Origin of the sequence: Acidovorax sp. YS12 (assembly GCA_021496925.1) — a bacterium.
Taxonomy (GTDB): domain Bacteria; phylum Pseudomonadota; class Gammaproteobacteria; order Burkholderiales; family Burkholderiaceae_C; genus Paenacidovorax.
In genome coordinates this window covers 1,168,433-1,189,391 of record CP053915.1, presented here as the reverse complement: position 1 = coordinate 1,189,391, position 20,959 = coordinate 1,168,433, and the positions used below count along the sequence as shown (strand labels likewise).

18 protein-coding genes are annotated in these 20,959 nt (G+C 70.7%); 13 read left to right on the top strand and 5 right to left on the bottom strand.

Going from position 1 to position 20,959, the window contains the following annotated elements; all coding sequences use genetic code 11:
* Positions 1 to 27: 27 nt before the first annotated feature.
* From YS110_05410 to YS110_05395, 4 genes are all read left to right on the top strand, one after another.
* The gene (locus YS110_05410) at positions 28 to 819 is read left to right on the top strand and encodes an SDR family oxidoreductase (GenBank protein UJB64231.1); all 792 of its coding nucleotides are present in this window, start codon (positions 28 to 30) and stop codon (positions 817 to 819) included.
* A gap of 23 nt (positions 820 to 842) precedes the next feature.
* Positions 843 to 1,253, top strand: a complete 411-nt coding sequence (locus tag YS110_05405; protein ID UJB67361.1) for a PaaI family thioesterase — start codon at positions 843 to 845, stop codon at positions 1,251 to 1,253.
* A gap of 102 nt (positions 1,254 to 1,355) precedes the next feature.
* On the top strand, positions 1,356 to 2,372 hold the full coding sequence (locus YS110_05400; protein ID UJB64230.1) for an NADP-dependent oxidoreductase: 1,017 nt from the start codon (positions 1,356 to 1,358) through the stop codon (positions 2,370 to 2,372).
* A 10-nt stretch (positions 2,373 to 2,382) separates the two neighbouring features.
* The gene (locus tag YS110_05395) at positions 2,383 to 3,285 is read left to right on the top strand and encodes an SDR family oxidoreductase (protein UJB64229.1); all 903 of its coding nucleotides are present in this window, start codon (positions 2,383 to 2,385) and stop codon (positions 3,283 to 3,285) included.
* Between the two features lie 3 nt (positions 3,286 to 3,288).
* On the opposite strand, the gene YS110_05390 is transcribed toward YS110_05395, so the two are convergent.
* Positions 3,289 to 4,515 (bottom strand): prolyl oligopeptidase family serine peptidase, encoded by a 1,227-nt coding sequence (locus YS110_05390; protein UJB64228.1) that lies wholly within the window; start codon positions 4,513 to 4,515, stop codon positions 3,289 to 3,291.
* Positions 4,516 to 4,708: 193 nt separating this feature from the next.
* On the opposite strand from YS110_05390, the gene YS110_05385 reads away from it, so the two are divergent.
* A complete protein-coding gene (locus tag YS110_05385) occupies positions 4,709 to 6,079 on the top strand; it encodes a DUF3089 domain-containing protein (protein UJB64227.1) in 1,371 nt (456 codons plus the stop codon).
* A 17-nt stretch (positions 6,080 to 6,096) separates the two neighbouring features.
* Here YS110_05385 and YS110_05380 read toward each other — a convergent pair whose 3' ends face one another.
* Together YS110_05380 and YS110_05375 are read right to left on the bottom strand one after the other, a co-directional pair.
* Positions 6,097 to 6,714, bottom strand: coding sequence for a DUF1566 domain-containing protein (locus YS110_05380; protein UJB64226.1), 618 nt, complete (start codon positions 6,712 to 6,714; stop codon positions 6,097 to 6,099).
* 146 nt (positions 6,715 to 6,860) lie between these two features.
* Positions 6,861 to 7,907: a DUF72 domain-containing protein gene (locus YS110_05375; GenBank protein ID UJB67360.1), complete on the bottom strand. Its 1,047-nt coding sequence runs from the start codon at positions 7,905 to 7,907 to the stop codon at positions 6,861 to 6,863.
* 113 nt (positions 7,908 to 8,020) lie between these two features.
* Between YS110_05375 and YS110_05370 the strand changes: the two genes are divergently transcribed.
* Together YS110_05370 and YS110_05365 are read left to right on the top strand one after the other, a co-directional pair.
* Positions 8,021 to 10,399, top strand: a complete 2,379-nt coding sequence (locus YS110_05370; GenBank protein ID UJB64225.1) for an RNA-binding transcriptional accessory protein — start codon at positions 8,021 to 8,023, stop codon at positions 10,397 to 10,399.
* A gap of 57 nt (positions 10,400 to 10,456) precedes the next feature.
* Positions 10,457 to 11,281, top strand: a complete 825-nt coding sequence (locus YS110_05365; GenBank protein UJB64224.1) for an HDOD domain-containing protein — start codon at positions 10,457 to 10,459, stop codon at positions 11,279 to 11,281.
* A gap of 84 nt (positions 11,282 to 11,365) precedes the next feature.
* Here YS110_05365 and YS110_05360 read toward each other — a convergent pair whose 3' ends face one another.
* Entirely contained in the window at positions 11,366 to 12,502 is a 1,137-nt protein-coding gene (locus YS110_05360; protein UJB64223.1) for an iron-containing alcohol dehydrogenase, read from the bottom strand.
* A gap of 61 nt (positions 12,503 to 12,563) precedes the next feature.
* Between YS110_05360 and YS110_05355 the strand changes: the two genes are divergently transcribed.
* From YS110_05355 to YS110_05345, 3 genes are all read left to right on the top strand, one after another.
* Complete coding sequence (locus YS110_05355; protein ID UJB64222.1) at positions 12,564 to 13,433, top strand: fumarylacetoacetate hydrolase; 870 nt, start codon at positions 12,564 to 12,566, stop codon at positions 13,431 to 13,433.
* Between the two features lie 112 nt (positions 13,434 to 13,545).
* On the top strand, positions 13,546 to 14,466 hold the full coding sequence (locus YS110_05350) for an alpha/beta hydrolase (GenBank protein UJB67359.1): 921 nt from the start codon (positions 13,546 to 13,548) through the stop codon (positions 14,464 to 14,466).
* Positions 14,467 to 14,475: 9 nt separating this feature from the next.
* The gene (locus YS110_05345; protein UJB67358.1) at positions 14,476 to 15,336 is read left to right on the top strand and encodes a YbgC/FadM family acyl-CoA thioesterase; all 861 of its coding nucleotides are present in this window, start codon (positions 14,476 to 14,478) and stop codon (positions 15,334 to 15,336) included.
* 72 nt (positions 15,337 to 15,408) lie between these two features.
* Here YS110_05345 and YS110_05340 read toward each other — a convergent pair whose 3' ends face one another.
* A complete protein-coding gene (locus YS110_05340) occupies positions 15,409 to 16,662 on the bottom strand; it encodes a sodium:proton antiporter (GenBank protein UJB64221.1) in 1,254 nt (417 codons plus the stop codon).
* 211 nt (positions 16,663 to 16,873) lie between these two features.
* Between YS110_05340 and YS110_05335 the strand changes: the two genes are divergently transcribed.
* The 3 genes from YS110_05335 to YS110_05325 all read left to right on the top strand — a co-directional run bounded on the left by YS110_05335 (position 16,874) and on the right by YS110_05325 (position 20,953).
* Positions 16,874 to 17,413 carry an RNA polymerase sigma factor gene (locus tag YS110_05335; protein UJB64220.1) on the top strand — a complete coding sequence of 180 codons (540 nt, stop codon included), beginning with the start codon at positions 16,874 to 16,876 and terminating at the stop codon, positions 17,411 to 17,413.
* Complete coding sequence (locus YS110_05330; GenBank protein ID UJB64219.1) at positions 17,413 to 18,294, top strand: FecR domain-containing protein; 882 nt, start codon at positions 17,413 to 17,415, stop codon at positions 18,292 to 18,294. Before YS110_05335 ends, YS110_05330 begins: the two co-directional genes overlap by 1 nt.
* 91 nt (positions 18,295 to 18,385) lie before the next feature.
* Complete coding sequence (locus tag YS110_05325; GenBank protein ID UJB64218.1) at positions 18,386 to 20,953, top strand: TonB-dependent siderophore receptor; 2,568 nt, start codon at positions 18,386 to 18,388, stop codon at positions 20,951 to 20,953.
* Positions 20,954 to 20,959: the final 6 nt, after the last annotated feature.

The window sequence follows — 20,959 nt, the reverse complement described above, 5'->3', positions numbered from 1 at the left end:
CAAGAACCACTACCAGGAGAACACACCATGGCGCGCAGCGTGCAACAACTTTTCGATCTCACGGGCCAGACCGCCCTCGTTACCGGCGGCTCGCGCGGCCTGGGCCTGCAGATGGCGCAGGCGCTGGGCGAGGCGGGGGCGCGCATCATGCTCACCTCGCGCAAGGCGGCCGATCTGGAGCAGGCCGTGGCCGAGCTGCAAGCCCAGGGCATCGACGCGCGCTGGATTGCCGCCGACTGCGCCAAGGAGGAAGACATCGCCCGCCTGGCTTCGGAAACGCTGCAGCGCCTGGGCCATGTGGACATCCTCGTCAACAACGCCGGCGCGAGCTGGGGCGCACCGGCCGAGGACCACCCGCTGGCCGCGTGGGACAAGGTGATGAACCTGAACGTGCGCGGCTACTTCCTGCTGTCGCAGGCCATCGCCAAGCACAGCATGATTCCGCGCCAGGGCGGGCGCATCATCAACATCGCCTCCATCGCCGGGCTGGGCGGCAACCCCGTGGGCATGAAGACCATCGCCTACAACACCTCCAAGGGCGCGGTGCTGAATTTCACGCGCGCGCTGGCGGGCGAGTGGGGCGTGCACGGCATCACCGTGAACGCCATCTGCCCCGGCTTCTTCCGCACCAAGATGGCCGAGGTGCTCATCGACACGCTGGGCGAGGACGAGATGAAGCGCCACGCGCCCCTGCTGCGCCTGGGCGACGACGAAGACCTCAAGGGCATCACCATGCTCTACGCCAGCGCGGCGGGCAAGCACATCACCGGCCAGTGGATGGCGGTGGACGGCGGCGTGAGCGCGCTCGTCGGCGGCTGATGGACACCGCCGCAGCACCGCACATGCGTGAATTCGGCGCCGACATTCCCTTCGTCCACACGCTGGGCTTTCGCCTGGCGCGGGCGCAGGACGGCGAGTCCGAGCTGCACTACGAGGCGCAGCCCGGGCATCTCAATTCCTTCGGCGTCACCCATGGCGGCGCCAGCATGACGCTGCTGGACGTCACCATGGCCATCGCCGCGCGCAGCGTGGCGCCGGGCATGGGGGCCGTCACCATCGAGATGAAGACCAGCTTCCTGCAGCCCGCGCATGGCCCGCTGGTGGCACGCGGGCGGCTGCTGCACCGCACGCGCGCCATGGCCTTCACCGAGGGCAGCGTGTTCGATGCCCAGGGCCGCCTGTGCTGCCATGCCTCGGGCACGTTCAAGCTCGTGCCCGCCGCGCAAGCGGGGGGCGCCGTGGTGTCCGACTGAGCTTCCGATGCATGCCGTCTTGGCATAAAAAACCCCTCCAGCCCTTGCCAGCAAAGCGCTGGCAGCTCTCAAAAACATAGTTCACCGACAAGGAGAAATCTCATGCCACAAAACCATCAGATCGTGCTCGACAACCGCCCGCAGGGCGAAGCCACGGTGGGCAACTTCAAGCTCGTCGCCACCGACACCCCGCCGCTGCAGGACGGCCAGGTGCTGGTGCGCAACCACTACCTGAGCCTGGACCCGTACATGCGCGGCCGCATGAACGACAGCAAGAGCTACGCCGCCTCGCAGCCGCTGGGCGAGGTGATGATCGGCGGCACCGTGGGCGAGGTGGTGGAAAGCCGCCACCCCAAGTACGCCGCGGGCGACAAGGTGGTGGGCATGGGCGGCTGGCAGGAGTGGAGCGTGGTCGATGCGAACCAGCCCGGCGCGCTGCGCAAGGTGGACACCACGCACGTGCCGCTGCAGGCCTACCTGGGCGCCGTGGGCATGCCCGGCGTCACAGCCTGGTACGGCCTGGTGAAGATCATCGACCCCAAGCCGGGCCAGACCATGGTGGTCAGCGCTGCCACCGGTGCCGTGGGCAGCGCCTTCGCCGCCCTGGCCAAGGCGCGCGGCTGCCGCGTGGTGGGCATCGCCGGCGGCCCGGAGAAGTGCCGCTACGCCACTGAGGAGCTGGGCTTCGACGCCTGCATCGACCACCGCGAGCACACCGACCTCAAGAGCATGGCGCGCGCGCTCAAGGAGGCCTGCCCGGATGGCATCGACGGCTTCTTCGAGAACGTGGGCGGTCACATCCTCGACGCCGTGCTGCTGCGCGCCAACCCCTTCGCGCGCATCGCGCTGTGCGGCATGATCGCCGGCTACGACGGCCAGCCGCTGCCGCTGCAGAACCCCGCGCTCATCCTCATCAACCGGGTGAAGATCGAAGGCTTCATCGTCAGCGAGCACATGGAGGTGTGGCCCGAGGCGCTCAAGGAACTGGGCACCCTGGTGGCCACGGGCAAGCTGCGTCCGCGCGAGTCGGTGGCGCAGGGCCTTGCCGCTGCGCCTGAGGCCTTCCTGGGCATGCTGAAGGGCAAGAACTTCGGCAAGCAGCTGGTGAAGCTGGTGTGAGAGCGCGGCCATGATCCAAGACTTCAAGGGCAAGACCGTCGTGCTCACCGGCGCAGGCTCGGGCTTCGGGCTCGAATGCGCGCGCATCGGCGCGCGCCTGGGCATGAACCTGGTGCTGGTGGACGTGCAGCAGGACGCGCTGGACGCCGCCGCCGCCGAGCTGCAGGCCGCGGGCTGCGCGGTGCTGGCGCGGCGCGTGGACGTGTCCGACGCCGCGCAGATGCAGGCGCTGGCCGACGCCGTGCAGCAGCGCTTTGGCGCACCGCACTTCGTGTTCAACAACGCGGGCGTGGGCTCGGGCGGCCTGGTGTGGGAAAACACCGTGCGCGACTGGGAATGGGTGCTGGGCGTCAACCTCTGGGGCGTGATCCATGGCGTGCGCCTGTTCACGCCCATGATGCTGGCCGCCGCCCAGGCCGACCCCGGCTACCGGGGCCACATCGTCAACACCGCCAGCATGGCCGGCCTGCTCACGCCGCCCAACATGGGCGTGTACAACGTCAGCAAGCATGCCGTGGTGAGCCTGTCGGAGACGCTGTACCAGGACCTGCGCCTGGTGACCGACCAGATCGGCGCCAGCGTGCTGTGCCCGTACTTCGTGCCCACCGGCATCAGCCACAGCGAGCGCAACCGCCCGGCCAGCATGGCCGACGAGAAGCCCACCAAGAGCCAGCTCATCGGCCAGGCCATGACGGACAAGGCCGTCACCAGCGGCAAGGTGACGGCGGCGGACGTGGCGCAGAAGGTGTTCGACGCCATCGCGGCCGACCAGTTCTACATCTTCAGCCACCCCAAGGCGCTGGGCAACCTGCAAAGCCGCATGGAGAGCATCCTGCGCACCGAGAACCCGGCCGACCCGTTCCTGGAACGGCCCGAGGTGGGCGCGCAGCTCAAGGCGGCGCTGCGCGCCTAGGGTTCAGTCCAGGGCTTCGTCGAGCCAGTCGAGCGCGACCGCCGCCGAAAACGCCAGGTTGCCCGACTGGCAATGGCCCTCGGCCCCTTCCTCGGGGCCGAACACATGGCCCTCGGCGCCCGCCACCTGGCGCAGGAAGCGCGCATGCTGCGCCAGGGGTTCGGCGCCTTCGCCGCTGCCCACCAGGCCCAGCGCCGGGCAGCGGATGCGTGCCAGGCCCTCGCCATCGACGCAGAAATCGCGCAGCCGCTGGTAGGTGCGCTTGAAGCTGTCCTGGCCGAAGCGCAGGATCAGGTTGCGCATCATCTCGCGCGTCTGCGGCGGCGCCACGCTGTCGGGGATGTGGTCGATATCGGCCAGCCGGAAGTCCTCCGCGTCGGGCAGTTGCGCCGGGTCGAAGCCGACGAACGAGACCATGTAGGCGTGCAGATCGACGATGGGCGAATTGGCGATCAGCGCGCGGATGCGCGGCTCGTGCGCCGCCATGCGGGTGGCGAAGTAGCCGCCGAAACTGATGCCCATCAGCGCCAGCCGCGCGGCGTCGGTGTCCGGGCGCGCCAGCAGGTAGTCCAGCGCCAGGGCCGCCACGCGCTCGGTCTCGGGTATGAAGGCCAGGTGGGGGTGCCAGCGCATGGTGTCCATCTGCCCGGGGCCGGCGAACAGCAGCAACTGGTAGCCGCGTTCGAGCGCGGCGCGGCCGTAGGCCAGGTAGGTTTCCTCCAGCGTGCCGTCGTAGCCGCTGACGATCATCAGCGTCTTGCACGGCGCGTCGCCCGCGCTGGCCGGGCGCACGCGGTAGGCGGGCAGCGGGGTGCCGTCCAGCACCAGCGTGAGGGCCTCGAAGGGATGGCCCTGCAACTGCATGGCGGCGAGAAGGCAGGCGCGGCTGCGCTGGCCGAACTGCGCGTGCCGGGGGTCGGCGATGCCGCAGTAGTACTCGGCCGCGCGGTAGCTGTTGCTGGCCACCAGGTACTGGTCGTGCGCGCTCACGGCGTGGCCGCGCGCGGCGCGGCGTTGCGCGTCGGCCTCCTGGCGGACGGCGGCATCGGCGAAGGCGGACACCCAGCTGGCGGGCATGCCGCTTTCGATGCGCTGCGCCAGCGCCAGGCATTCGCCCACCGCTGCGCCGCCGTAGCGCGCCGCGCCCATCTGCCGGATGAGCTGGAATTCCATTTCCGCGTCGGCGAAGCCGACCACGCGCGTGCGACCGCGCTCCAGGCTGCTGGCCATTGAAACCTCCTCGGGGACGAACCGGGAAAAAACTCTATCCACGCCTCCAGGCCATGGCAACCGCGCCTGCCCAGGGGCTTGCGTGGCATCAAGAAAGCCGGGCGGCTCAGGGGCAGCCCGCTTGCCCGCGGCGTGCACTGGCCGGTACAAGGGGCGTGCCGCGCACGGCCCCGCGCGGCCAAGGAAGTGCACGATGACGACCCTTCGCCGTTTCCCGCTCCTGCGCCCGCTGGCGCTGGCTGTTTGCGCCCTGATCGCGGGCTGCGCCAGCACGCCGGACCGGGCGCCCATCGACTACGCCCGCGCCGCGCACTGGCTGGCGCTGCCCGGCCAGCCCTCCGCCGCCGCGCTGACGCCCAAGGGCGGCGGCTTCCTCGATCTGCAGCGTTACGCCCATGCCGACGTGTTCTACGTGCACCCGACGACCAGCATGCGCGCCGACGTGCGCAACGCGCCCATCGACGACCCGCAGGCCGAGGCTCAGGGGCGGCTGATGCTGATGGCGCAGGCCACGCCCTTCAACGGCGTGGCGCGGGTGTACGCGCCGCGCTACCGCCAGATCACGCTGCCGACCTACGGCCTGGACGAAGAGGCGCAGCAGGCGCCCAGCAACCGCGCCTATGCCGACGTGCGCCGCGCCTTCGCGTACTACGCAGCGCACTACAACCAGGGGCTGCCGTTCTTTCTCGTTGGCCACAGCCAGGGCGCCAGCCATGCGCAGCGCCTGCTGTCGGAGGCCATCCAGGGCACGCCGCTGGAACTGCGCCTGGTGGCAGCCTACCTGCCGGGCCAGCCCATTCCGCGCACGGTGTTCACGCAGGACCTGACGCGCATCCCCGCCTGCACGCGGGCGGCGCAGACCGGCTGCGCCGCCGTCTGGGGCGTGTTCGGCGAGGGCGGCGCGGCGGATCTGGCGGCCTGGGGGAAGAACGCCTACTGGAACGCCGCGCGCCAGCGCTGGGTGGTGGCGGCAGCGGGGGCGCTGCTGGCCAGCATCAACCCGGTGAGCTGGAACGCGGACGAACCGCGCACGCCCGCCAGCCGCCACCGCGGCGCGGTGCCTTTCGGCGTCGCGGGCAGCCACTTCACGCAGCCGCGCGGGCAATGGCTGGAGGTGCGCGACGATGGCCGCTACGCCTTCGTGCGCCCCGATCCGCTGCCGCCCGAGCTGTTCAACGACGGCGGCGTGTTCGAGGCCGGCAACTTCCACGTCTTCGACATCAGCCTGTTCTGGCTCGACCTGCGCGAGAACGCCCGCCTGCGCCTGGCGGCCTTTCTGCGCCAGCGCGACCAGGTGGGCCATCCGCTGCTGGGGCCGCTCTCCACGGCCACGGCGCGGGCCGGCGAGCCGTTCCACTGGCGCATCGCGGCGCAGCCGCGCCCGGCGCGCTTTGCCGCCGAGGGGCTGCCGCCCGGCCTGGCGCTGGATGCGGAAACGGGCGTCATCACCGGCACGCCGCAGCACCCCGGTGTCTATCCGGTTCACTTGCGTGCCGGCAACGCCAGCGGCACCGACCATGGGGAACTGGCGCTGCGCATCACGCAGGGCAGCAGCGGGCGGTAGTGCCGGTTTGGCCGGGGTCAGTCGTCTTCTTCGTCCTCGCCGTCCGCCGCCGCCTCGGGCTGGGGCGGCTGCGGCGCGGGGCGCACCAGGCGCACGTACAGCGGCGTGCCCCGGCCGAAGTCGGAGCGCGCCTCGCCGCTGCCGGTGTCCACGGCCCAGCCCTGCACCAGCGACAGGTTGCTCTCGCCCTGGCCGCCGCGCGCCACGTTGCCATAGGCGTAGGGGTTGACGGTGGAAGTGTTCACGTTGGCCGTGGCGGTCCAGTGCCAGTCGGCCGGCGCGCGCGGGAACAGGCGCGGGTTCAGGCCCGGGGGCTGGGCACTCTTGTCCACCAGGCGGCGCAGCTCGGGCACGCGCGGCAGGCGCCAGCGCACGCCTTCGGCCTTCCAGCGCTGCGTGGCCAGCACCAGGGCCTGCGCGTGCGTGAGCGTGCGCGGCGTGCCCATGCAGGTGCTGCCCGTCCATGCCATGCCTTCGACGCAGCGCGGCCATGCCAGGCGCGACTGGGTGTCGATGACGTAGGCGCCATCGTCGGAGGGCCGCAGATGGGGCTGGTTCGGCGCCAGCGGGGCGCCCTGGCCCCAGGCGCAGGCCGGCAGGGCAAGCACGATCCAGAGGCGGCGCAGGATGGGCATGGCGGAACACTCCTGTGGGCGGGGGTGTGTCGATTGTCGCCCATTGCACCGGCCTCGGCGATGCTGGTTAACGCGGTGCCTGTTTCATGCCAGAAAGGCTTTCTGGCCTTGGCGGAAAAGCGCTTGCAGCTATCAATCCAGGAGCGTCAATCCAGGCATGCCACGACCTGCTCGGCCAGGCGCCTTGCGGTCAGCGGCGCGCAGCCCTCGGCGTGGTTGCTGATGGTCACGTAGGCGCGCTGGCCGCGCCCCGTGGTGCCGGCGATCACCCGCGCCAGTTCGGCCAGCAGTTGCGGCTCGGGGTCGTGGATGCGGTCGTAGGGGGCGTAGCGCTTTTGCGCGTCCTCGTAGCCGTGCGGGCCGTTGGCCGGGTGCAGGTTCCAGCGGCACACCAGCGGGCCGGGCCAGAGCCGGCGCAGCAAGGGCAGTTGCGCCTGCAGCGGCGGCATGCGTGCGTGCAGGCCCAGGCAGTAGGTGGCGCCGCTCTCGCGCAGCACGTCGGCGAAGTGCGGCAGGTGCTCGGGCGCCAGCCAGGCGGGGTCGCGCACCTCCACGGCCAGCACGGCGTCGGGGGCGGAGAGCGGCGGCTGGGCCTGCAGCATGGCGCGCAGGCGCTCCAGCACCGCGGGCAGGCGCTCGAGCTGCTGCCAGGGCAGGGGGCTGAGCTGGAACACCAGCGCGCCGGTGCGCGCGCCCAGTCCTTCGAGCGCGGGCGCCACGAACTCCTGCGCGGCCAGCTGCGGGTCGAGAAAGGCCGGGTTGGGCGCGCGCCCCTGGCCGTCCTCGCTGCGCACCAGGGCGTCGGTGACGAGGCTGGGCGCCTTGACGACGAAGCGGAAATCCGCCGGCACCTGCTCCGCGTAGCGCAGGTAGTCGCTGGCGCTCAAGGGGCGGTAGAAGCTGCGGTCGATGCTCACGGTGCGCAGCAGCGGGTGCTGGGCGTACACGGGCAGCCCCTTCTTGGCCAGCGTGGGCTCGGAATGCGCGCCTTCCCACACCAGGCCCTGCCAGCCGGGATAGCTCCACGACGAAGTGCCCAGGCGCAGCAGCGGCGGCAGGCGGCGGGCCAGCGCGTGCAGGGCGTCGTCCCATGCCACGGGCTGGATGCCGGCACGGCGCGCGGGGGCTTGGGCGCGGGTCTGGGCGGGGGCGGTGGGCTGGGGCGGCGTGGCGCCGAAGAGGTCGTCCTGCATCAAAAAGGTCATCGATTGTGGGCGTGGCCGCCTGGCGGGCCTTGGGGCCGGGGGCATCCGCCGCGCTATGGCAAACTCCCGCGCTTCGCATTTTCCCGAGTCCCGCAAGGCACATGCAGCAAATCGTCCGGCAGTTGGCCGCAGAAATCAAGATTACCGAATCCCAGGTGCGCTCCGCCGTGGAGCTGCTCGACGGCGGGGCCACCGTGCCCTTCATCGCGCGCTACCGCAAGGAGGTGACCGGCGGCCTGGACGATGTGCAGCTGCGCGAGCTGGAGGCGCGCCTGGCCTACCTGCGCGAGCTGGAAGAGCGCCGCGTGAGCGTGCTCAAGGCGATCGACGAGCAGGGCAAGCTGACCGATGCCCTGCGCGCGCAGATCGCCGCCGCGCCGACCAAGCAGGAGCTGGAGGACATCTACCTGCCCTTCAAGCAGAAGCGCCGCACCAAGGGCCAGATCGCGCGCGAATTCGGCATCGAGCCGCTGGCCGACAAGCTGCTGGCCGATCCGGCGCTGGATCCGCACGCCGAGGCACAGGCCTTCTGCCAGCCCGCCACCACGCTCGACGACGGCAAGCCGGGGCCGGATTTCTCGACCACCTTCGCCGTGCTCGACGGCGTGCGCGACATCCTCTCCGAGCGCTGGGCCGAGGACGCCGTGCTGGTGCAGTCGCTGCGCGAATGGCTGTGGGCCGAGGGGCTGCTGCGCTCCAAGAAGGTCGAGGGCAAGAACGAGAACGACCCCGAGGTGGCCAAGTTCCGCGACTACTTCGAGTACGACGAACCGATTGGCCGCGTGCCCTCGCACCGTGCGCTGGCTGTGTTCCGCGGCCGCGCGCTGGAGATTCTGGAAGCCAAGCTGGTGCTGCCCGTGGAGCCCGAGCCGGGCCAGCCCAGCATCGCCGAAGGCCGCATCGCCCTGCACCTGGGCTGGAGCCACGCGGGCCGCAAGAGCGACGACCTGCTGCGCAAGTGCGTGGCCTGGACCTGGCGCGTGAAGCTCAGCCTCTCGACCGAGCGCGACCTGTTCTCGCGCCTGCGCGAAGAGGCCGAGAAGGTGGCCATCAAGGTCTTCGCCGACAACCTGCGCGACCTGCTGCTGGCCGCGCCCGCCGGCCCGCGCGCCGTGATGGGGCTGGATCCGGGCATCCGCACCGGCGTCAAGGTGGCCGTGGTGGACCGCACCGGCAAGCTGGTGGAGACCGCCACCGTCTACCCGCACGAGCCGCGCCGCGACTGGGGCGGCAGCCTGGCCGTGCTGGGCCGACTGTGCATGAAGCATGGCGTGCAGCTCATCGCCATCGGCAACGGCACGGCCAGCCGCGAGACCGACAAGCTCGCCGCCGACCTCATCAAATTGATGCAAAAACAGGCCTCGGACCCTACGGGGCAAGCGCTGCCAGCTATTGAAAAGATAGTGGTGAGCGAGGCCGGCGCCTCGGTCTACAGCGCCAGCGAATACGCCTCGCAGGAAATGCCCGACGTGGACGTGAGCCTGCGCGGCGCCGCCAGCATCGCGCGCCGCCTGCAGGACCCGCTGGCCGAGCTGGTGAAGATCGAGCCCAAGAGCATTGGCGTGGGCCAGTACCAGCACGACGTGAACCAGAGCGAGCTGGCGCGCACGCTGGACGCCGTGGTCGAGGATTGCGTGAACTCCGTCGGCGTCGACCTGAACACCGCCAGCGTGCCGCTGCTGTCGCGCGTGTCGGGCCTGTCGGGCAGCGTGGCCAAGTCGGTGGTGCGCTGGCGCGAGTCCAACGGCGCGTTCAGGAGCCGCAAGCAGCTCATGGAAGTCAGCGGCCTGGGCGCCAAGACCTTCGAGCAGGCAGCGGGCTTCCTGCGCATCCGCGACGGCGAGAACCCGCTGGACATGACCGGCGTGCACCCCGAGACCTACCCCGTGGTGCAGCAGATCATCGAGAAGACCGGCAAGCCCGTGGCCGAGCTGATGGGCCGCGCCGACATGCTCAAGACCCTGCGCCCCGAGCTGTTCGCCAGCGAGAAATTCGGCCCCATCACGGTGAAGGACATCCTGGCCGAGCTGGAAAAGCCCGGCCGCGACCCGCGCCCCGACTTCAAGGTGGCGCGCTTCAACGAGGGCGTGGAAGACATCGCCGACCTCAAGGAAGGCATGGTGCTGGAGGGCACGGTGAGCAACGTGGCGCAGTTCGGCGCCTTCGTCGACCTGGGCGTGCACCAGGACGGGCTGGTGCACGTGAGCCAGTTGGCCAACAAGTTCGTGAGCGACGCGCGCGAGGTGGTCAAGACCGGGCAGATCGTCAAGGTGAAGGTGCTGGAGGTGGACGCGGCGCGCAAGCGCATCAGCCTGACCATGCGGCTCGACGCCACCCCCGCGCGCCGCGACGGGCCGCGCGACAACCGCTTCGAGGGCGCGGGCCGCGGCTACGCCGCGCCGCAGCGCCGCACGAACGAGCCCGCGCCGCAGGGCGCCATGGCCTCGGCATTCGCCAAGCTGCAACAGCGCGGGCGCTGAGCGGTAACAAAAGGTGCCTGCGGTACATAATCGCGGGCACCCCCACTCAGGCCTTCCATGGAGATCAACGCCCTGCTGGCGACCCCCGTCGCCTTGCCCTGCATGCCGCGCACGGTGGCGCTGCTGATGAATGCGCTGGCCCCGGCGGAGCCCAATCTGCGGCGGGTCAACCAGCTCTTCGGCATCGATCCGGGCCTGTCCGCGCGCCTGCTGGAGCAGGCCAACTCGGCCGCCTTCCAGGCGCCGCGGCAGATCGTCGGCGTGCCCGAGGCGCTGGCCCTGCTGGGCACGGCGCAGCTGCGCGCGCTGGTGGCGGCGGCGCCGCTGGGCGCGGCCTCGCGCACGGTGCCGGGCGTGAACCTGCAGCAGTTCTGGCGCTACAGCCTGAACACCGCCAAGATGGCGCGCTCGCTCGCGGGCTTCGTGCACCACAACCAGATCGCCGCCTACACCGCCGGCCTGCTGCATGGCCTGGGCGAGATCGTGCTGCACCTGGCGGATACCGACAAGGCGCAGTCGGTGGACACGCTGGTGCCGCCGTTCGACCCGCGCCGCGCCAAGATCGAGCAGCGCATCTTCGGCTACTGCTACGCCCAGGTCAGCGCCGCCATGGCGCGCCGCTGGCAGTTGCCCGAGGTGGTGGTGGATGCGCTGCGCTACCTCAGCGCGCCCTTCGACAACGACGTGTACGAGCCGCTGGCCGGGGTGCTGCACCTGGCGGCCTGGCGCGCCCGCGCGCGCGAGGTCGGCTGGGGCGAGAAGGAGCTGGCCGTGTCCTTTCCGGGCGAGGTCGGGCTGGCGCTGGGGCTGGACATCGACATGGTGCTGCAGCAGGACCCGATCGACTGGACGGCGCGGCCGGACGCGGGCGACTATGTGTGACGGCCCGTTCCCTCGATTTCGAGGGAAATAGGCCTCCAGCCCTTTGCCAGAAAGCGCTGGCAGCTATCAAAAAAGAAGTCCCGGCTACAGCGAGGCGTGCAGCATCTCGCGGTATTCCTCGGGCGTGGCGACGCGCGGGTTGGTTTGGTGGCAGTGGTCGGCCAGCGCGCCCTTGATCACGCCGTCGAACAGGTCCGGCGTCACGCCCATGGCGGCCAGGCCCGTGGGCAGGCCCAGGCGGGCATTCATGGCGCGGATGGCGTCGGGGATGTCGCCGGCTGCGGCCAGGCCCATGGCGTGGGCCATGCGCTCCAGGCGCTTGTCCTTCCGCACCGATTCGGCGCCGGCGTTGAAGCGCACCACGGCGGGCAGGAACATGGCGTTCAGCGTGCCGTGGTGCAGGCGCGGGTTCACGCCGCCCAGGCTGTGGCTCAGGCTGTGCACGGCGCCCAGGCCCTTCTGGAACGCCATGGCGCCCTGCATGCTGGCGCTCATCATGTTCAGGCGCGCCTCGCGGTCGCCGCCGTTCTTCGTGGCAGCCTCGATGTGCGCCCAGCCGCGCGCCAGCCCGTCGAGCGCGATGCCGTCGGCCGGCGGGTTGAACGCGGCCGACATGAAGGTCTCCATGCAGTGCGCGATGGCGTCCATGCCCGTGGCGGCCGTCAGCAGGGGCGGCAGGCCCAGCGTCAGCTCGGGGTCGCAGATGGCGGCCTTGGGCACCAGGTTCCACGAGTGGAAGCCGAGCTTGCGGTGGTCCTCCACGATGATGATGGCGCCGCGCGCCACCTCGCTGCCCGTGCCGCTGGTGGTGGGCACGGCGATCAGCGGCGCTGCTGCTGTAGTGATGCGCGGCGAGCCGCCCTCGATGGTGGCGTAGTGCGTCAGGGGGCCTTCGTGCGCCACGGCGATCGCCACGCCCTTGGCGCAGTCGATGGCCGAGCCGCCGCCCACGGCCACCAGGCCGTCGCAGCCCTGCGCCTGGTAGAGCGCGGCGGCGGCGCGCACGGCGGCCTCGGTGGGGTTGGGCGGGGTCTGGTCGAACACGGCCACGGGCAGCCCGGCCAGGGCATCCAGGGCTTTTTGCAGCACACCGGCGGCCTTCACGCCGGGGTCCGTGACGACGAGCGGGCGCGCGATGCCCACGCGCGCGCACTCCTGCGCGAGCAGGCGCACGGCGCCGAATTCAAACTGGATCTGGGTGACGTAGTTGATGAAAGCCATGGTGTGCGGTGCCAAGGGTTGCGGATAGGATGGCCGCGAACTTTATGCCCAGGAGACAAATATGCATACAAAGCAAACCCTCATCACCCTGCTGCTGGGCGTCGCCTGCGCGACAGGCGTGCAGGCCGAATGCCTGAGCGACGCCCAGGCGGACGACCTGGCGGCGCACTACCTGGCCCGCACGCCGGCGGCCAACCCCGAGGGCCTGAGCGATGCCGACGGTGCCTGCACGCGCGCCAAGTTCAACGCCCGGATCGCCCCGCGCCTGGGCAAGGTGGTGGGCTACAAGGCGGGGCTGACCAACCCGGCGGTGCAAAAGCGCTTCGGCACCGACAAGCCGGTCTGGGGCACGCTCTACGAAGGCATGGTGCAGCCGAGCGGCGCCACCATCGACGCCGCGTTCGGCGCGCGCCCGCTGTTCGAGGCCGACATGCTGGTGCGCGTGAAAAGCGCGGCCGTCAACCAGGCGCGCACGCCCATGGAGGTGCTGGAGGCCATTGACCAGGTGATTCCCTTCATCGAGCTGCCCGACCTGCTGGTGCAGGCGCCGCCCAAGCTCAATGGCGCCGGGGTGAGCGCCATCAACGTGGGCGCGCGCCTGGGCGTGGCGGGCCAGCCCCTGGCCGTGCCGGCGCTGCGCGCCGAGCGCTATGCGCTGCTGGACGCGCTGCAGGGCATGCAGGTGACCCTGGCCGACGCGCAGGGCGCCGTGCTGGGCCGGGGCAAGGGCAGCGACATCCTGGAGCACCCGCTGAACGCCGTGGTGTGGCTGGCGCAGGCGCTGCGGCAGGAGGGCATCGCGCTGCAGCCGGGCGACCTGGTCAGCCTGGGTTCGTTCTCGCCGCTGCTGCCGCCCAAGCCGGGCCTCACGGTCACGGCCACCTACGAGGGGCTGCCGGGCGCGCAGCCGGTGCGGGTGACGTTCAAGTGACAGGCGGCGGGGCGGCCGTGGGCGTGTTGTGCGCGTTCTTCCGGCATGATGGCGGGCTTTCGCTGAGCCGCCCGTGACCGCCCCCGTTTCCTCCCACCGCCTCACCCCGCAGATGCGCGCCGTGCTCCAGGCCATGGAGCGCGCCGCGCGCCCGCCGCTGCACACCCTGCCCGTGGCGCAGGCGCGCGCCGCCTACGAGGCCGGCGCCGGCGTGCTGGAGCTGCCCAAGGCCGCGCTGGCGCGCGTGGAAGACCTGCACATCCCCGCGCGCGACGGCCATGCGCTGCCGGCGCGCCTGTATGCGCCCACCGAGGGCGCGCCGCTGCCGCTGCTGCTGTACCTGCACGGCGGCGGCTTCACCATCGGCAGCATCGCCACGCACGACGTGCTGTGCCGCGAACTGGCGCGGCTGGCGGGCTGCATGGTGGTGTCGCTGGACTACCGGCTGGCGCCCGAGCACCGCTTTCCCACCGCCAGCAACGACGCCTGGGACGCGCTGCAGTGGCTCGCGCGCCATGGCGCGCACCTGGGCGCCGACCCGGCGCGCCTGGCCGTGGGCGGCGACAGCGCGGGCGGCACGCTCTCGGCTGTGAACGCCATCCTGGCGCGCGACGCGGGCCTGCCGCTGGCGCTGCAACTGCTGTTCTACCCCGGCACCACGGCGTACCAGGACACGCCCTCGCACAGCGCCTTCGCGCGCGGCCTGGTGCTGGATGCGACGGCCATCGACTGGTTCTTCGGCCATTACGTGGCGCTGCGCGAGGAGCGCGCCGACTGGCGCTTCGCGCCGCTCAACGCCAGCGACGTGGACGGCGTGGCCCCGGCCTGGCTTGGCCTGGCCGAGTGCGACCCGCTGGTGGACGAAGGCATTCTGTACGCCGACAAGCTGCGCGCCGCCGGCGTGCCGGTCGATCTGGAGCTCTACCGCGGCGTGACGCACGAATTCATCAAGATGGGCCGCGCCATTCCCGAGGCGCGCCAGGCCCACCACGACGCCGCGCAGGCCCTGCGCCGCGCCTTCCAAACGGATTGACACATGGCCATGACCTACCAGGACTTCCGCTGCTTCCACCGCCTGCGCGTGCGCTGGGCCGAGGTGGACATCCAGAAAATCGTCTTCAACGCCCACTACCTGACCTATGCCGACTGCGCCATGACCGAGTACTGGCGCGCGCTGGCGCTGCCCTACGAGGCGGGCATGCGCCAGCTCGGCGGCGAGGTCTACCTGAAGAAAGCCAGCGTGGAGTACCACGCCTCGGCGCGCCTGGACGACTGGCTCGACGTGGGCATGCGCTGCGTGCGCATCGGCGACAGCTCCATGGCGTTCGAGGCCGGCATCTTCGCGGGCGAACGCCTGCTGGTGTCGGTGGAGCTGCTCTACGTCTTCGCCGACCCGGCGACGCAGACCAAGCGCCCCGTGCCGCCCGCGCTGCGCGCCATGGTCGGGCACTTCGAGGCGGGCGGCGAGATGGTCGAGCTGCGCGTGGGCGACTGGGCCACGCTGGGGCGCGACGCCACGCAGCTGCGCGTGGAGGTGTTCGTGCGCGAGCAGGGCATCGACCCCGCGCTGGAGATCGACGGGCAGGACGCCACGGCGCTGCACGCCGTGGCCTACAACCGCCTGGGCATGCCCATGGCCACCGGGCGCCTGCTGCACGACGGCCCCGGGCTGGCACGTATCGGCCGCATGGCCGTGGACCGCACTGTGCGCGGCCAGCGCTGGGGCCGCATGGTGCTCGACGGCCTGGTGCAGGCCGCCCAGGCGCGCGGCGACCGCGAGGTCACGCTGCACGCGCAGTGCAGCGCCGAGGGCTTCTACCGCCGCGCCGGCTTCGCGCCGCAGGGCGAGCGCTTCGAGGAAGCGGGCATCACCCACATCGCCATGCACCGCAGGCTGGGTTGACTATGCTTTTGATAGCTTCTGGCGCTTACTGGGTAAGGCCTAGCGGCTAATTTGATCAAAATCCTGGCGTTGTCAGGCATCGGGCTGCGCGTAGCGGCGCACCAGGCGGCCCAGCGTGGTGGCCTGCACCAGCAGGCTGAAGACCACGACCACGTAGGTCACGCCGATGACCAGGTCGCGCCCCTGGAATTCCGGCAGCGACAGGGCCAGCGCGATCGAGATGCCGCCGCGCAGGCCGCCCCAGGTCATGATCTTGACCGCGTGCGGGCTGACCTGGCGGAAGCGCCGCAGCGCCGCCATCGGCAGGGCCACGCTGACGCCGCGCGCCAGCAGCACCACCGGGATGGCGACGAGGCCGACCCACAGGCCCGAAAAGTCGAAGGCCAGCGCGATCACCTCCAGGCCGATGAGCCCGAACAGGACCAGGTTGAGCAGTTCGTCGAGCAGGCCCCAGAAGCTAAACAGGTGCTCCCGGGTCTTGTCCGACATGTGCCTGGCCGCCCCGTGGTTGCCCACCACCAGGCCCATGGCCACCACGGCCAGCGGCGCCGAGACGTGCAAGTACTCGGCCAGGCTGTAGCCGCCCGTGGCCAGCGCCAGCGTGATGAGGATTTCCACCGGATAGCTGTCGATGTCGCTGAGCAGCCAGCAGGCCGCATAGCCCGCGGCCACGCCGAACACCAGCGCGCCGGCGACCTCGCGCAGCAGCAGGGTGCCGACGTGCGCGGCCGAGAACTCCGAGGCGCCCGTCGCCAGCCCGACCAGGGTCAGGAAGGTCACCATGGCCGTGCCGTCGTTCAGCAGCGCCTCGCTGGCGATCTTGGCCTCCAGCGAGGGCGGGGCGCCCGCGCTCTTGAGCACCGCCAGCACGGCGATGGGGTCGGTCGGCGAGATCAGCGCGCCGAACACCAGGCACCACAGCAGCGGGATGGGGTGGCCCAGTGCCGCCGTGGCGTAGTACATGCCCACGCCGACCACTGCGGTGGAGATCAGCACCCCCAGCGTCGAGAGCGAAATGATGGCCACCTTGTGCTCGCGCAGGCGCGAGAAATCGACGTGCAGCGCGCTGGCGAACAGCAGGAAGCTCAGCAGGCCGTGGAACACCACTTCGCTGAAGTTGATCTGGGTGACGAGTTTCTGCGCGTAGGCCGACATCTCCGGGCGCGTCAGGCCGATCAGCGAGACGGCCAGGCAGGCCACCAGGCCTGTCAGGGTGATGCCCAGGGTGTCAGGCAGGCCGAGCCGCTTGAGGTACTTGAGGTTGATGACGCCGAAAACGGCGACGATGGCGAACAGGACGCCGGCGCCTTGGAAGATGGTGGGCATGCTGGGGTGGCGGAGTGGACGGGCTGACGCGGGCTGCGTTGTGCCAACGCAAAAATCATAGCTGCTGGCGCTTGCCGGAGTAGCGCTGGTGCCACTTTTGCCTTGATTTTCTGGATGGCACGGGTGTGCGCCGTGCCATGAGGCCCGATGGAGAGCGAAGCAATATTGTCAATAATAAGAATGTTTCTCGTTCATATTATTCTGATTTGCCGTGTCTTCCTCCCTGGCTTCTCCTCTGGTCGCCGCGCTGGCGCTGCACTACGACGAACTGGTCAGCTACGTGCGGCAGCGGTTCGCGGGCAGGGACTGCGCGCACGATGCCGTCCATGCCGTGTGCGTGCGGGTGCTTGAAGCGCCGCATGCCGCCGACGTGCACACGCCGCTGGCGTACTTGCGGCGCGCGGTGCTGCACCAAGCCATCGATTTCTGCCGCCATGACGATGTTCGCGCGGCGCTGATCGAAAGCCGGGCCGAGCCGCCCGAAGCCTTCGCGGCCGGGGGGGATGGCGAAGCCGCGCTCGCATTCAAGCGCGAGGTGCAGGCGCTGGCGCGCATTGTGGAGGCTATGCCGCCACGCGCGCGCCAGGTCTTCCTGCTGCATTGCGTGCATGGCATGGGCCACCAGGAGATCGCTGAGGCCATCGGCGTGACCCGCAGCATGGTCAGCCACCATGCCGCGCGGGCCCTGCGCGACGTCGCGCTCCGCTGGGCGCCCGCGCGCGCCTTGTACCGCAGCGCGGGCGGCGTGTGATGGACAGCGGAAAACAACAACCGCCGCCGCCCAGGCCGACCACGTACCCGCCCGCCGCGCACCTGGACGCCTTGCGTGGCCTGGTGCCGTCGCGCGAGGAATTGCTGCGCGAAGCGCGCGCGCAGACCGAGCGCCAGCACGCGCGCCGCAAGGCCGCCGCCCGCGCAGCCCTGCCCGCCGTGCTGGTGGCCTTGGTGGCAGGCGCCTGGTGGGCCGACCCGGTGCTGCGCACCGAGACGCTGCAGACCGCCATTGGTCAACAGGCGCGCTGGGAGATGCACGACGGCAGCCGCATTCAGCTCGACACGGCAAGCACGGTGCAGGTGGAGATCCGGCTGGCGTCGCGCCGCTTCGTGCTCGAAGCCGGCGCAGCGGCCTTCGTGGCCGCGCACGGCTGGCGGTCCTTCGTCGTGGAGGCGGGCGACACCCGCGTGCGCGACATCGGCACTGCCTTCGACGTGCGCCGCGAAGGGGCCGGCGCGCAGGTCATCGTGACCGAGGGCGCGGTCGAGGTCACGCGCGGCCGCACGGCCCTGGTGCTGCACGCCGGCCAGTTCGTGCGGCCGGACGCCCTGGAGGCGGGCCAGGGCCGGGTGCCGCAAGAGGCCACTGCCTGGCAGCAGGGACGCATGGCCTTTGACGGCACGCCGCTGGCCGATGCGGTGCGTCAGATCCAGCGCTACCGGGGCGCGCCCGTGACGCTTGCCGACGACCCTGCGCTGGCGGCGCTGCGCCTCTCGGGCGACTACGACGTGCAGGGCGTAGAGGCGCTCATTGATGCGCTGCCGCAAGCCCTGCCCGTGCGCGTGCGCCGCGCAGCGGACGGCGCGGTGCACATCGGCGCACGCCGGCGGGTCGCTGGCGAAGGTAAAGATATGTAACCGACATCACCTTCGCGATCCCTCGCACGCCAACGGCATGAACGCGCTCCGGCGCGAACCTGTTTCCACATCCATGCCAACGAGGGAATCCATGCACCCAGAAATCCATGCCCATACGCCGGGCCGCCAGCGCCATCCCGGGGCGCATATCGCATTTGCGGCATTCGGCGCGTTCGCCGCCTGCGCAGCCATCCCCGCCAGTGCCCAGGAGGCGTTACCGCCGCCCCAGGCGCAGGCCGCCGCCGCCGCTGAGATCGACATACCGGCCCAGCCATTGGATCGTGCCTTGACGGCATTGGCCCGCCAGTCTGGCGCGCGTATCGTCTTTTCCACCGCGCTCACCGAGGGCTGGGCGGCGCCGGCCGTGCGGGGCCGGCTCACGGTGGCGCAGGCGCTACAGCGCCTGCTGGCCAGCTCGGGCCTCGTGGCGCGGCAGACGGGGGAGGGCGGGGGCTACACCGTGGTCGGCACGGCAGCCGCCGCCACCGCCGGCGCCACGCTGGCCGAGGTGAAGGTGACAGCCGCCGCCGAGAACGTGGATCGCACCGAGGGCTCGGGCTCCTACGCGGCGCAGGCGGTGGGCAAGGGCCAGGTCGCGCTACGCGACGTGCCCCGCTCGGTGTCCGTGCTCACGCGCCAGCAACTCGACGACCAGCAGATCACGACGCTGGACGCGGCCGTGGAGCAACTGCCGGGCGTGACGCTGGCGCCGTCCACGACGGGCTACATGGCGTCGAGCTACTACACCCGCGGGTTCAAGGTGACCAGCATCCTGGTGGACGGCTCGCCCTCGTCCGTCTGGAACGACTACGACACGTCGAGCAACACTGGCATGGCCAAGTACGACAACGTGCAGCTGCTGCGCGGCCCGGATGCCGTCTTCTCGGGCAGCGGGCAGCCCTCGGGCGCGATGAATCTGGTGCGCAAGAAGCCGCTGGCCGAGCCGCACCTGAAGTACCGCGTGTCGGCGGGCTCCTGGAACAACTACCAGGGCGAGGTGGACGTGACCGGCAAGATCGCGGAGATGGGCAACCTGCGGGGCCGACTCGTCGCGGCCTACAACGACCGCCAGTATTTTTTTGGCGGTGCCGATCGGCAGCTCTCCACGCTCTACGGCACCCTGGCCGCCGACCTGGGGGAGCGCACCGAGCTCACCGTGGGCATGAGCCACGACCGCAACGAGGGCTCCGGCCGCGACGGCGCACCGCATCTGCCGCGCTATGCCACGGGCGAGCCGCTGCCGGTGCCGCGCGGGCTGGGGTACACCCGGTGGTCCTTCACCGATGCACACTCGACCAATGCATTCGCCAGCCTGCGCCACGACTTCGGGGCGTCGTGGATCGGGCACCTGAACGCGTCACGCACGGCATCGTCGCTGCGCACCAACGTCTCTTCGTACAACGGCGCGGTGAATCCGCGCACGGGTACGGGCTCGTATCTTTATGAGGGCACCTGGGCCGAGGGGGAGCACAAGGTGACGGCCATTGACGGCTACGTCACTGGCCAGTTCGACCTGCTGGGCCGGCGCCACCGCCTGATCGCTGGCGCTGACCACCGCGATTCAGACAACGTGACGGATCTCTACTATGGCACCGCCGGGCGCGTGGACATCAACGACTGGCGCACGGTGAACCCCGATGCGCTGCTGCCCCGCAATGCGCGCGGCGCGTTCGACGGCACGATGGCCAGCCGCACGCGCGAGCAGGGCGCATACGCCAACGCGCGCTTCGAGCTGGGCCGGGGCTGGAGCACCACGCTGGGCGGCCGCTATTCGCGCATCCGCATCCAGCGCCCCGGCGGCTCGACCTGGGACAGCGACGGCCAGCCCTACATCGCCACCAACCAGAGCAGCGGCAACTTCATACCGTTCTACGCGCTGGCCTACGAGCTGTCGCCGCACTGGTCGGCGTACTTCACCGTCGCCAGGAGCTTCGAGGACCAGAGCAACTACTACACCGAGTCCGGCCGCCCGCTGTCGCCCACCACGGGCCGCAGCTTCGAGCTGGGCGTGAAGGGCGAGCACTGGGACGGGCTGTTGCAGACCAACCTCACGGTCTATCGTTCGCGGCGCGACAACTTCGCGGTGCGGGTCAGCGATTCCAGTGGCTTCGACGTGCCCGGCCGCAGCTGCTGCTACAGCGGCGACGGCCGCTTCCTGGCCCAGGGCATCGAAGCGGAAGTCAGCGGCAAGCTGGCGCAGGGCTGGCAGGTCAATGCCGGCTACACCTACGACGACAACGAGACCTCCTACGGCGCCAGCGACGGCACGCGCTATGCCAGCTACACGCCCAAGCACATCTTCAAGCTTGCGTCGCGCTACGACCTGTGGGGCAGCCTGGCGGGCTGGACGGTGGGCGGCGGCGTGCGGGCGCAGTCCAGCTTCTTCAAGAGCGGCACCGTCGGCACCTGGAACCCCACCGGCGGGCGCGACGGCGCGGGCGCCTTCGATGGGCCCGCAGTGGCTTACCGGTTCACCGAGCCCGGCCGCGCGGTCTGGAACCTGTTCGTCGAGCACCGGCTGTCAAAGAGCCTGACGCTGGCGCTCAACATCAACAACCTGTTCGACAAACGCTACTTCAGCGCGGTGGGCAATACGGCCGGGGGCAACATCTTTGGCGAGCCGCGCAGCGTGGGGCTGACGCTGCGCGGGCAGCTATGACGGAGA

Bases quoted from the DNA above. Each gene is read 5' to 3' on its own strand.
- YS110_05410 (UJB64231.1), top strand. From the start codon at position 28: ATGGCGCGCAGCGTGCAACAACTTTTCGATCTCACGGGCCAGACCGCC.
- YS110_05405 (UJB67361.1), top strand. From the start codon at position 843: ATGCGTGAATTCGGCGCCGACATTCCCTTCGTCCACACGCTGGGCTTT.
- YS110_05400 (UJB64230.1), top strand. From the start codon at position 1,356: ATGCCACAAAACCATCAGATCGTGCTCGACAACCGCCCGCAGGGCGAA.
- YS110_05395 (UJB64229.1), top strand. From the start codon at position 2,383: ATGATCCAAGACTTCAAGGGCAAGACCGTCGTGCTCACCGGCGCAGGC.
- YS110_05390 (UJB64228.1), bottom strand. From the start codon at position 4,515: ATGGCCAGCAGCCTGGAGCGCGGTCGCACGCGCGTGGTCGGCTTCGCC.
- YS110_05385 (UJB64227.1), top strand. From the start codon at position 4,709: ATGACGACCCTTCGCCGTTTCCCGCTCCTGCGCCCGCTGGCGCTGGCT.
- YS110_05380 (UJB64226.1), bottom strand. From the start codon at position 6,714: ATGCCCATCCTGCGCCGCCTCTGGATCGTGCTTGCCCTGCCGGCCTGC.
- YS110_05375 (UJB67360.1), bottom strand. From the start codon at position 7,907: ATGCAGGACGACCTCTTCGGCGCCACGCCGCCCCAGCCCACCGCCCCC.
- YS110_05370 (UJB64225.1), top strand. From the start codon at position 8,021: ATGCAGCAAATCGTCCGGCAGTTGGCCGCAGAAATCAAGATTACCGAA.
- YS110_05365 (UJB64224.1), top strand. From the start codon at position 10,457: ATGGAGATCAACGCCCTGCTGGCGACCCCCGTCGCCTTGCCCTGCATG.
- YS110_05360 (UJB64223.1), bottom strand. From the start codon at position 12,502: ATGGCTTTCATCAACTACGTCACCCAGATCCAGTTTGAATTCGGCGCC.
- YS110_05355 (UJB64222.1), top strand. From the start codon at position 12,564: ATGCATACAAAGCAAACCCTCATCACCCTGCTGCTGGGCGTCGCCTGC.
- YS110_05350 (UJB67359.1), top strand. From the start codon at position 13,546: ATGCGCGCCGTGCTCCAGGCCATGGAGCGCGCCGCGCGCCCGCCGCTG.
- YS110_05345 (UJB67358.1), top strand. From the start codon at position 14,476: ATGACCTACCAGGACTTCCGCTGCTTCCACCGCCTGCGCGTGCGCTGG.
- YS110_05340 (UJB64221.1), bottom strand. From the start codon at position 16,662: ATGCCCACCATCTTCCAAGGCGCCGGCGTCCTGTTCGCCATCGTCGCC.
- YS110_05330 (UJB64219.1), top strand. From the start codon at position 17,413: ATGGACAGCGGAAAACAACAACCGCCGCCGCCCAGGCCGACCACGTAC.
- YS110_05325 (UJB64218.1), top strand. From the start codon at position 18,386: ATGCACCCAGAAATCCATGCCCATACGCCGGGCCGCCAGCGCCATCCC.